7 protein-coding genes are annotated in these 11,984 nt (G+C 58.4%); 3 read left to right on the plus strand and 4 right to left on the minus strand.

Translation table 11 applies throughout. The features are described 5' to 3' along the window. From BUE38_RS22885 to BUE38_RS05685, 4 genes are all read right to left on the minus strand, one after another. On the minus strand, positions 1-4,310 hold a 4,310-nt coding region (locus BUE38_RS22885; protein ID WP_234986788.1), incomplete at its 3' end, for an Ig-like domain-containing protein. A 1,069-nt stretch (positions 4,311-5,379) separates the two neighbouring features. Further along, positions 5,380-6,594, minus strand: coding sequence for a metal-dependent hydrolase family protein (locus BUE38_RS05675; RefSeq protein ID WP_159438856.1), 1,215 nt, complete (start codon positions 6,592-6,594; stop codon positions 5,380-5,382). Positions 6,595-6,606: 12 nt separating this feature from the next. Further along, on the minus strand, positions 6,607-8,001 hold the full coding sequence (locus BUE38_RS05680) for a sodium:solute symporter family protein (protein ID WP_073434049.1): 1,395 nt from the start codon (positions 7,999-8,001) through the stop codon (positions 6,607-6,609). Positions 8,002-8,130: 129 nt separating this feature from the next. Beyond that, a complete protein-coding gene (locus tag BUE38_RS05685; RefSeq protein ID WP_073434050.1) occupies positions 8,131-8,733 on the minus strand; it encodes a TetR/AcrR family transcriptional regulator in 603 nt (200 codons plus the stop codon). 315 nt (positions 8,734-9,048) lie between these two features. Between BUE38_RS05685 and BUE38_RS05690 the strand changes: the two genes are divergently transcribed. Genes BUE38_RS05690 through BUE38_RS05700 form a run of 3 tightly spaced genes read left to right on the plus strand, consistent with a single transcriptional unit; the run spans position 9,049 to position 11,866 of the window. Next, a complete protein-coding gene (locus BUE38_RS05690) occupies positions 9,049-9,288 on the plus strand; it encodes a hypothetical protein (protein ID WP_073434051.1) in 240 nt (79 codons plus the stop codon). 11 nt (positions 9,289-9,299) lie between these two features. Then, a complete protein-coding gene (locus BUE38_RS05695; protein WP_073434052.1) occupies positions 9,300-10,826 on the plus strand; it encodes a sodium:solute symporter family protein in 1,527 nt (508 codons plus the stop codon). A gap of 32 nt (positions 10,827-10,858) precedes the next feature. After that, the gene (locus BUE38_RS05700) at positions 10,859-11,866 is read left to right on the plus strand and encodes a FadR/GntR family transcriptional regulator (protein ID WP_234986789.1); all 1,008 of its coding nucleotides are present in this window, start codon (positions 10,859-10,861) and stop codon (positions 11,864-11,866) included. The last annotated feature ends 118 nt before the right edge of the window (positions 11,867-11,984 follow it).

The raw sequence follows: 11,984 nt of genomic DNA on the forward strand, positions 1-11,984 counted from the left end.
ACCGTGGTGCCATCGTCACTGACCGCAACGTCGGCAGGAGCAGCCGGCGCAGTGTTGTCCGGTGCTGTCGCGGTGGCAGGCTCCGACGCATTGCCTGCCGGGTCGGCCTGGACCACTTCCAGCGCTTCGCCATCGACCTGCGGCGTATCCAGCGTGACCTCGAACTGGCCACCGTCGCCGACAGTGCCTTCACCGATTACCGTGCCATCCGGGTCAGTCACCGTTACGGTTGCGCCCGGCTCACCGGAACCGGTGACCATAGTGCCATCGTCACTGACCGCAACGTCGACAGGAGCAGCCGGCGCAGTAGCATCCAGCGTGGTGGTATCGGTCAGCGAGATAGCGCCACCAGCAGCATCCGTACCCTCAGCCGTCACCGTGATCTCGCCATCCGCCAGACCGCTCAGGTCCTGCCCTGCGACCGTGATCGCGCCGGTGTCCGCGTCGATACTGATATCCGCCGGGGCCACCGTAACCTCGGTGGTACCGTCACTGATGATCAGGCTGGTGATAGTGCTGCCAGGCTCCAGCTCACCGCTCAGAGTGACATTGGCAGCCTCGGTAGCATTCAACATGCCGTCGCCGCCATCGTCGAAGCTCAGGCTACCGTCAGCGCCACCTCCACTGTCGGAAACCGTGACAGTGACATCCACTGCCGTTTCATTGCCCGCTGCATCGGCAGCCGTCACCGTGACGGTAGTGTCGCCGACCGGCAGTGCCGCCAGCGTATCGTCGGCCAGGTTCCAGGTGCCGTCACCGTTATTGGTGGCATCGTAATCCGTGCCATCCACGGTGACCGTTACTGTGGCGTCCGGGTCATTCACCGTACCGCTTAGTGCCGGCGTCACATCGTCGGTGGTCAGCGGATCCATCGACACAGTCGGCGCGGTATTGTCCGGTGCTGTCGCCGTGGCGGGCTCCGACGCATTGCCTGCCGGGTCGGCCTGGACCACTTCCAGCGCTTCGCCATCGACCTGCGGGGTATCCAGCGTGACCTCGAACTGGCCACCGTCGCCCACAGTGCCTTCACCAACCACCGTGCCATCCGGGTCGGTCACCGTCACGGTTGCGCCCGGCTCACCGGAACCGGTGACCGTGGTGCCATCGTCACTGACGGCCACATCAGCCGGCGCGTTCGGTGCAGTATTGTCCGGTGCCGCAGCCGTGGCTGGCTCCGACGCATTGCCTGCCGGGTCAGCCTGGACCACTTCCAGCGCTTCACCATCCACCTGCGGGGTATCCAGCGTGACCTCGAACTGGCCACCGTCGCCCACAGTGCCTTCACCGATCACCATGCCATCCGGGTCGGTCACCGTTACGGTTGCGCCCGGCTCACCGGAACCGGTAACCGTGGTGCCGTCATCACTGACCGTGACATCGGCCGGAGCCTCCGGAGCGGTAGCATCCAGTGTGGTGGTATCGGTAAGGGAGATGGGATTGCCAGCGGCATTCGTGCCCTCGGCGGTGACCGTGATCTCGCCTTCGGTCAGACCACTCAGGTCCTGACCTACGACAGCGATAGCACCGGTATCCGGGTCAACGCTGATATCCGCCGCTGCCACGATGACTTCGTTGGTGCCATCACTGATGACAAGGCTGGTAATGGCACCACCGGGCTCCAGCTCACCGCTCAGAGTGACATTGGCAGCCTCGGTAGCATTCAACATGCCGTCGCCGCCATCGTCGAAGCTCAGGCTACCGTCAGCGCCACCGCCACTGTCGGAAACCGTGACTGTGACATCCACTGCCGTTTCATTGCCCGCTGCATCGGCAGCCGTCACCGTGACGGTAGTGTCGCCGACCGGCAGTGCCGCCAGCGTATCGTCGGCCAGGTTCCAGGTACCGTCACCGTTGTTGGTGGCATCGTAGGCCGTGCCATCCACGGTAACCGTGACTGTCGCATCCGGGTCATTCACCGTACCGCTTAGTGCCGGCGTCGCATCGTCGGTGGTCAGCGGATCCATCGACACAGTCGGCGCGGTATTATCCGGTGCTGTGGCTGTGGCGGGCTCCGACGCATTGCCTGCCGGGTCGGCCTGGACCACTTCCAGCGCTTCACCATCGACCTGCGGGGTATCCAGCGTGACCTCGAACTGACCACCGTCGCCGACAGTGCCTTCACCGATTACCGTGCCATCCGGGTCAGTCACGGTTACAGTTGCGCCCGGCTCACCGGAACCGGTAACCGTGGCGCCATCGTCACTGACCGCAACGTCGGCAGGAGCAGCCGGCGCAGTGTTGTCCGGTGCTGTCGCCGTGGCAGGCTCCGACGCATTGCCTGCCGGATCAGCCTGGACCACTTCCAGCGCTTCGCCATCCACCTGCGGTGTATCCAGCGTGACCTCGAACTGACCACCGTCGCCGACAGTGCCTTCACCGATCACCGTGCCATCCGGGTCGGTCACCGTCACGGTTGCGCCCGGCTCACCGGAACCGGTGACCGTGGTGCCATCGTCACTGACCGCAACGTCGGCAGGTGCATCGGGAGCAGTGGTGTCGGGATCACCTGGACCACCGGTATCGGGGGCGGTGACATTGGTGGGAGCGGATTCATTACCCGCCTCATCCGTCACCACCACTTCAAGTGACTCGCCACCGGTCTGCGGGTCGGTCAGATCCACTGTGAACTGGCCATCATCACCGACAGCGCCCTCGCCAACTACATTGCCATCGGGGTCGGTAACAGTGACCGTTGTGCCGGGCTCACCGGAGCCGGTAACCGTGGTGCCGTCATCACTCACCGCAACATCGGAGGGAGCATCTGGAGCAGTGGTATCGGGGGCTACGACACTGGTGGGGTCAGATGCATTGCCCGCATCATCCGTCGCAACCACTTCCAGCGATTCGCCATTGTTCTGAGGATCATCCAGACCCACCGTGAACTGGCCATCCTCTCCTACTGCAGCTTCACCAATCACAGCGCCATCGGGGTCGGTAACAGTGACCGTTGTTCCGGGCTCTCCGGAGCCGGTGACCGTGGTGCCGTCATCGCTCACGGCAACATCAGTAGGCGCATCGGGAGCGGTGGTATCCGGTGCTACGACATTGGTGGGATCGGACTCATTTCCCGCATCATCTGTCACCACCACGTCCAGTGATTCGCCATTGTTCTGCGGATCATCCAGATCCACCGTGAACTGGCCATCATCACCGACCGTGCCCTCGCCAACCACATTACCATCGGGATCGGTAACGGTGACTGCTGTTCCGGGCTCAGCGGAGCCGGTAACCGTGGTGCCATCATCGCTCACGGCAACATCGGCAGGTGCATCGGGAGCAGTGGTGTCGGGATCACCTGGACCACCGGTATCGGGGGCGGTGACATTGGTGGGATCGGACTCATTACCCGCCTCATCCGTCACCACCACTTCCAGTGACTCTCCATCGGTCTGCGGATCATCAAGATCCACTGTGAACTGGCCATCATCACCGACCGTGCCCTCGCCAACTACATTGCCATCGGGGTCGGTAACAGTGACCGTTGTGCCGGGCTCACCGGAGCCGGTAACCGTGGTGCCATCATCACTCACGGCAACGTCGGAGGGAGCATCTGGAGCAGTGGTATCGGGGGCGGTGACATTGGTGGGGTCAGACTCATTACCGGCCCCATCTGTCACCACCACTTCCAGTGATTCACCATTGTTCTGCGGATCATCAAGATCCACTGTGAACTGGCCATCATCACCGACCGTGCCCTCGCCCACTACAGTGCCATCGGGGTCGGTAATAGTGACCGTTGTACCGGGCTCACCGGAACCGGTAACCGTGGTGCCATCATCACTAACTACAACGTCAGTAGGTGCATCTGGAGCGGTGGTATCAACATCATTATCACTTCCACCGCCACCACTACTTCCGCCATCCGCGGCGGCGACAGCAGCGATAGTGCCAGCAGCCCCGAGGGCGCCGAGGATCGCCCACCCAGCTACACCGTCATCAGAACCTGACTCTGCAGCCGTCACCAGGCCGAAGTCCGCCATCTCACCCTGGGGAACGTAGCTTGCAACGGCAACGCTTCCATCCGCTGCCGCTGGCTCCAGTTGAGCCCAGACGATTTCGCCTTCTTCATCCACCAGATAAAGCTGGCTGGGGCCTGCCCCGTTATCTGCGTAAAAATCGAGAATCTTGATGGACTGACCGTCCACGGTCTCGATAACAAGATCGGCACCGTCTCTGGTGAGCTGTTGAACAGACCCTGGATCCAGGTCCAGCAAAATCTTGGACGGTTCCTGAACCGCCAAGTCCCCTTCCAGAGTCCATGAGATGGCGTCTTCGAACCCTGCATTCAGCGGCGTGGTTTTGATGTTCATTGCTCAGATCCCTTTATAATGATCTCTTCTTTCACTGACGAAATAAAAGAACGAAACATGCACTCCATATGCACTTGAGAAAGAGCTTAATCAGGGAATTCAATTTGTGCCAGAAATAATTAAGCACATACGAATACAAACAAAACAGAACAACAAGAAGGGAAAAGAAACCTTTGACTACAATAGATAAACAAAAACAAAGAACTCAAAACAAGCAACAAACCGAACAATAAAAACCACAAAAACCATCACTGGAAACCAAAATACACATAAGTACACTTTGTTTCGGAATGCATGCTGACGTTTCCCTCCGTAATACTTGTGACAGATCAATAACAAGCGGTGAACCTCTCGTTCCTTGAGCCCGGAAGCAAATGAAGTAACACTTTGTAGCCACTCCAATACCCTATGTATCAGGTCTCTGAACAACGACTCCTTGAAGGAATTCATCTGTTGACTCCTTTCAGAGACACCCAGCTCAAAGGCCGGAAGCCAGATTGGCATCCTTCCTCGCAGAGTCGTCATCGCGTATTGCAGCAAGCACTCCAGACTGCTCTATCTCAACAGACGGTCACCCAGCGTTTTGAAGGGCTGCCCGAAACACTCAAAACCGAATCATCTTGTTTCTACCTTTTACAAGAAAAGCTATTATTCTCTTCGGACTTACAAGCCATTTACACCATAAACTCTAGACATAATGAAATGGCCTCCATGAACTATCTGCCAGAATCATCCACTGATCAAAGGCCAGGAAAGACACAGGAATGGCACGGGCATCGCTCTTGAAGAAGAGAAGTTTTCACTTCCTCACCAGGAAAACCCGGTTCACAAACGTCAGTATCAATACGCGCGATGGACCGCAGTTCCAGCAGTCCACTTCGAGAAGAGCAACTTTAATGAGAAGGAGGCATACCCGTCAGCGAGCGCCGACACGGCACCTCTGGCAGAAATTTTCCGGTTCTATCGAGCAAGCTTTGGAGAGACAGTTCTGGAAGTTCAGTTTCACCGACGGCGGCACGTCCCTGTGCCGCCATTAACCCCACATGAAAGCATGCCGGGTTAATAATGCCTACAGCACTACCTGACGCCCTCCCTTGATCACTGCCTTCAAGGTCTTTTCAGGATATTCGAGTACTCCCAGGTCCTGGTCAGGACAGCCATCCCAAAGGGCGAGATCGGCCAGCGCTCCAGGCTGGACAACACCGAGACTTCCTTCACGGTCGAGCAGCCTTGCGTTGATCGAGGTCGCCTGCCTGAGGACTTCCGTTGGAGTGAAGGCTTCACCACGCAGAGCAAACTCACGCATCTGGTAACGCTGCATGTCACCGAGCAGATCACTGCCAAGGCCTACCTGAACACCGGTATCGCGTAGCAACTCCAGGGCATCCAGCCCCTGTTGACGCACATCCTCGACCTTGGCGCAGCTGACCTCGGGCAACCCCATTTCGCGCCCGTGCTTCGCCAGCGCCTCGTAGGTGCTAACCGTGGGCACGATAAAGGCACCCTTCTGCTTCGCCAGCTCGCAGCTCGAGCGATCGATCAGGTTGGCGTGCTCGATGGAACGAACCCCATACTCCAGGCAGCGGGAAATGGCTTCAGGAATATAGGCGTGGGCCAGGCAGTACTTGCCCCAGGCATTTGCCTCCCAGACGATGGCGCGAATCTCGTCCTCGGTGTACTGCAGCACATCGATGGGATCCGAAGGTGAAGCCACACCACCGCCCGCCATGATCTTGATGTGATGGGCGCCGCGGCGTAATTCATCACGCGCCGCGTGTTGAACGCTTTCGACCCCGTCGGCAATCCGCGAGATGCTGGTCGACGCACCACAACCGCAGATACAACCGCCCTCGAAAGGTGTCCAGTCACCGTGCCCCCCGGTCTGGCTTAGTGCCTTACCGCAATAGAACAGCCGCGGGCCATCGATCAACCCTTCCTCGATGGCCTGGGCAAGCCCATAGTCAGCCCCAGCCGCATCACGCACACTGGTGAAACCACGACGCAGCATGGCGCGCAGAGAATGATGGGCAAACTGCGCCACGTAGGAAGGCGCCATCAGATCAACCTGACGTAGGCTGGCATGCGCCGCCAGTACGTGGACGTGGGCATCGATCAACCCCGGTGTCAGGGTCGCGCCCCGCGCATCGATGACCTCCGCTGCAGCGGCCGTCTCCCGGCCGCTGACCACATCACGAATCTGCCCATTTTCGACAATGACGCTCTGGTCGTCCTTGACGGTGTCGTTGACACCATCGAATACACGACAGTTATTGATGATCAACATCACAGACTCCATTTATTGCCTCAACCCCTGAGTACGTTCATTGGCTGACTGCGTCAGCAGGCTAACCACGACCAGCATCAGCGTTGCCAGCGGCATGGCGACCAGCACACTGTTCCAGCCCAATGGTTTACCCAACCCGATCTCCCAGACCAACGTAACGATACAGCCGGTCAGCATCCCGGCCATGCCGCCCCAGGCAGTGGCACGCTTCCATAGCAGGGCGGCGAGTAGCGCCGGAGTAATGGCGGCGCCATACATGCCATAGGAATACATCTGGATGGCCAGAACACTGGGGAAGAAGGACCCCAGGACATAGGCCGCAATGCCCAGTCCGGCTACGCTGACACGGTTGAACGCCAGCCGCTTGCGCTCAGGGATCGAGACACCAAACAACCCGCCAACGAGATCCTGAGTCAGGTTGGCCGATGCCGACAGCAGGTACGAGTTACCGGTAGTCAGAATCAAGGCGACCACCGATGCCAGCAGAAACGCTCCCAGAATGCCCGGCAGGCCCTGCTCGGCCATTACCAGCATGGCGGTATCCGGGTTGATGTCCGGGAACATCACTCGCGCGCCACATACCAGGATGACAATCAGGGTGATGGCAATCAGGCCGGTAATGCAGAAGCCCAATGCCGAACGTTTGGCGGTGTTGCCATCAGTGGCTGCGGCAAAGCGTTGGAACAGATTCTGGTCTCCCAGCAATAGCAGGAACAGCGGTAGAAAGAAGCCGATTGCCTGCCACAGGCTGAGCCCGCCGGTCCAGCTCTGTTGCTCCGTCGGCAGCGCCGCGTACAGACCAGACAACCCACCCAACTGGCTGAGCACCAGAGGCACACCGATCAACATACTGACGAAGATGATCAAGGCGCTGATGAAATCGGTATAGGCCACCGACACCAGCCCGCCCATGGTGGCCAGCACAGTAATGAGACAGGCTGAAATCAGCGTGCCCTGCCAGGCGGGGATATCAAAGGCCAGATGCAACGCATAGCCACCACCGATGAACTGGTAGGCCACGATACCGATATAGGCCAGCAGAATGATGATCGAACCCACGGTACGGGCATGTCGGCCATAACGCCGCTCGATCAGTTCGGGAATGGTGGTCGCTTCAGACTCGCGAATACGCTTGGCCAGGAATAGATACATGGCCATGGCGCCGATCGGCGTACCGGCGAAGAAGAACACTGCCGCACCGGGGCCATTCTGGAACACGAAACTGGCACCGCCAATCACGGATCCCGAGCCGACGAAGGTGGCCAGCAGCGTTCCGGTCAGCACGAAGAATGACAGGGACCGGCCTGCGACCAGGAAATCCGTATCGTTATGAACCTTGCGTTTTGAATAGTAGATTCCCGCAAGAACCATCAACACCAGATAGAGCAAGAGTACCAGTGCGTACATCAGACATACCTCCCCTGTGGGGTAGTTGTTGTAGAACGTCGGTGCGTTGTAGAGCGTCAGTGAAGCAGCGGTTTGGCGGCATCGCTGTTCAGGACAGGCCAGCGATGGGTTATGTGATTCGTTACCGAATCAGTATTTGTGGTCTTTTCCACGAGGCAGTTGCTGGTCGAGAATGTTTTTCCAGGTATCAAGCAACTCGTTGAAGTACGAGGGATCCTCACGGAAAACACTTTGCGTCCCCATCCCACGCAGCAGGTTCATGGTCAAATTCATCAACACCTGAGCACGCTCGGGCGTGAGGTCAGGAAAGAGCCTGATCCAGATATCGTTCAACTGGGCATGGAAGTGCTGAACCAGAGGGGTCAATGCGGACTTGAACGCCGCTTCGTGGCGCGCCTTCAGCGCGATCTCCAGCGTCACCATATACAGCTGGCCACTCATGAAGTGCCAGATGCCGTCGAGGCACTCATCGAGGCTCACCCTACCGGCATGCACATCATCGACAGATGCCCGTAGCGTTTGCACGAACTCATCCAGCAGCACTTCCATGGCCAGAGTGATCAACTCATCCTTGCTGGAGAAGTGATGGGTCAAGGCTCCCTTCGACACCTCGGCTTCACTGGCCACCCGCACCAGACTGAGATGATGGAAGCCATCGCGCTCCAGACAGACCAGTGCGGCACGCAGAACCTTCTCGCGAGTGGCCAGGCTCTTCTGTTGCTGCCATTTCATAAGTGCCTCGATGTCGTGCCCCCGGGCCGCATATACGCCCCAGAGCCTTGTTGTTCTGATCAATCAAGATAACCACTTATATAAAAAACCGTCCAGTCTGTTTTTAACAATTCATCACAAAGTATGACCCCCTCCTCTCCTGGCTCATGGCCGAACCTTGACAGACTGCCCTGCAGATCCTATTGGTATATTTATTCGTATAAATACAACAAATGAAGCAATGCCAGTCTGCTCTCTCCCGATAGCAGCTGTTATCGGGAAATGACCCGCCCCACCAAGTCAAAACAACTCAATCAAGACAAAGGGGAATCAAAGATGCGCAAGACCTTCACTACCCGAAAGCTCACCATCTATGGTGGCCTGTTACTTGGCTTCATCATGCTGGAAAGCCCACTCATCCTCGTCGCCAACCAGGTAGAGCCCATGATCATGGGCATTCCATTCCTGTTCGTCTGGAACCTATTCTGGTGGGCGTTCCTTACGGTCCTGTTTCTGGTGGCCTACCTCACCAACTGGGGAAGTGCTTCGCGATCCAACCCAGAGCGTGACAGCTGAGGAGAGCCACCATGACCGGAAGTATTCTGATCATTGCCGCGTTCATGATCATCCCACTGATCGTTGGGCTGGTCTCGTCACGTCAGCTCCAGGACACCAGCGAGGATTTCTTCGTCCAGGGCAGAGCCATGGGCAGTGTCGCCGTATTCTTCACCGTCGCTGCCACCTGGTGGAGCGCCTTTGCCTTCCTCGGCTCCAACGCCACCTTCTACACCAGCGGTCCGGTATACCTGACCGCACTGGCCTGGAACCTGCTGTTCGGCTTCATGTATTACTGGATCGGCAAGCGTGTCTGGTATCTGGGGAAGCGTTTCAACTATCTGACCCCGTCCGACCTGCTGGGCGACTTCTACAATAGCGAAGCCCTGCGCGTCCTCGTTGCCGTCATCACCCTGGTGTTCACTGTTCCCTACCTGCAGATCCAGCTCACCGGCGGAGCCTATCTGATCGAGGTGGCCTCAGGAGGCGTCGTCCCCTTCTGGCTCGCCGCCCTGCTGTTCTACTTCATCATCATCGTCTATGTCTGGGTCGGAGGGATCCGTGCCATCGCCTGGACCGACGTGATCTACGGTGCACTACTGTTCTTCGGCATGATGTTCGCGGGCTACTACATTTCCGGCCAGGTGGGTGGGCCTGTCGAGTTGTTCGCCAGACTATCTGCGTCCTCTCCGGAACACCTGACCATGCCCGGCCCCAACGGCAACATGGGTTACGGCATGTGGTTCTCGCTGTTCATGATCGTGGCCATTGGCGCCTTCATGGGCCCGCAGATCTGGCTCCGCATGTACTCGGTCAAGAGTGGTCGGCTGTTCAACCTGATGCCATTCCTGCTGGGTCTGGCCGCCTTTGCCTACTTCGGTTCAGTACTGACCGGCTACACCGGTGTACTGCTGGAACCAGGACTGGAGAATGCCGATCAGGTACTTCCCGTCATGTTGATGAACTACGCCCCTTACCTGCTGGCATCGCTGATCATGGCAGCCGGCGCTGCCGCAGCCATGTCCACGGCTAACTCCCAGATTCACGCTGTCTCGACGGTGGTGACCATGGATATCTACCAGCGTTACGTGAATCGCAATGCCAGTCAGTCACGCATCGTCTTCATCGGGCGACTGTCACTGGTCGGCTTCTCGCTGGCAGCCTACATCATGGCGCTCACGGTGCCGGGTCTACTGGTCACCATCGGTATCGCCGCTCTGGCAGGTACGGCACAACTGATCGTCCCGACCATCGGTGCCATTACCTGGCGCCGTGCTCATCCCATGGCGGCCTTCTGGGGATTGGTCGCTGGTGTCAGCTGTGTGCTGTGGCTGACCTACGGTGCCGATATCAGCAACCCACTGGGTCTGCATGCCGGTATCTGGGGGCTGATCATCAACACCACACTCTTCGTTGTACTGAGTCTGGCACTGGAACGGCGTGACCATGATGTGGTGGAGCGCTTCGATCAGGCGCGCCAGGACTATGTCGCGGAGTACCATCCAGAACAATGCGATGGTCGGCAGACCGTGGTCGGTGATGCCAATCAAGCACGTTGATTATTAACCCGGCATGCTTTCATGTTGGGTTAATGGCGGCACAGGGACGTGCCGCCGTCGGCCATCAGGCCGACGCGAGACCGCACCACACCAGCAGATCCGTGCATCTGCGCCAGTGTGGTGCGGACGACAATCAAATCGATCCGGATGAGCTATTTGATTGCCATGTTAATGGATACTCGGGGCCCGGCATGCCGCGGCCTCTTCTCAAGGAGCTGAACATGGTCCAGACGCCTTCACCACGGCGCCGCCAGAAACTCGCTGAATTGATCAGCGATGACATCAAGCGTTGGATCGCCACCGAGGGCATGGTGGAAGGTGATCGTCTGCCCAACGAACGCACCCTGATGGAGTTGTACGGCTGCGCCAAGGGCACCGTTCGTGAAGCACTGAAGATTCTCGAAGTCGAAGGGCTCATTACCCTCAAGACAGGCCCAGGCGGGGGCGCCGTTCTGCACACACCGAGTATGGAGCCCGCCAGCCGCATGCTGAGGAACTTCCTCCACTTCCAGTCTCTCGACGGCCATCAGGTGTACCAGCTCCGCCGTCTGCTTGAGGTCGAAATGGCAGTGTCCGTGGTCGGGCGTCTTGGCGAGGATGACTTTGCCAGCCTGGAAGCCAACATGGAGAGCTGTGAATGCGCTCAGCCGCATGAAGAAGATCACCGGCGGCAGCGGTTCCTCGAGCTCGAGTTCCACAATTGTCTGGCTCGAGCCTGCCCCAACCCTCTGCTGGCGTTCATGTGCCGTTTTCTCAACGACATGTTGCGAGACCTGGTGGTCGTCAAGAAAGCGTACATACCGGAACGCAAACAGTTCGATGAGGCCAACCACCGCTATCACCGTGACCTGGTAGCAGCCTTTCGTGCCGAGGATTCCGAGCGCGTGCGTACCCTGATGTCAGAACACATGTGTGACGCGGAAGGACACATGTCAGCGCTGGAAGCCGAGATGGCCGGCCAGATGTTGATTGCACCGGAGAGTCTATCTCAGGGTTCAGATGCCTCCCCACTGACGCAGATGGCCCAGCAGCTCCGCTAGCGCCGACAACAACAACGACATCACCCGGTACCACGACGGAGAACCGTCAGCCGGGTGGTCTCCTGACTGCCAACAAACATTTCCACCAACATTTCCACCAACATTCCAATCAACACTC

Source organism: Halomonas cupida (genome assembly GCF_900142755.1).
Lineage (GTDB): Bacteria > Pseudomonadota > Gammaproteobacteria > Pseudomonadales > Halomonadaceae > Halomonas > Halomonas cupida.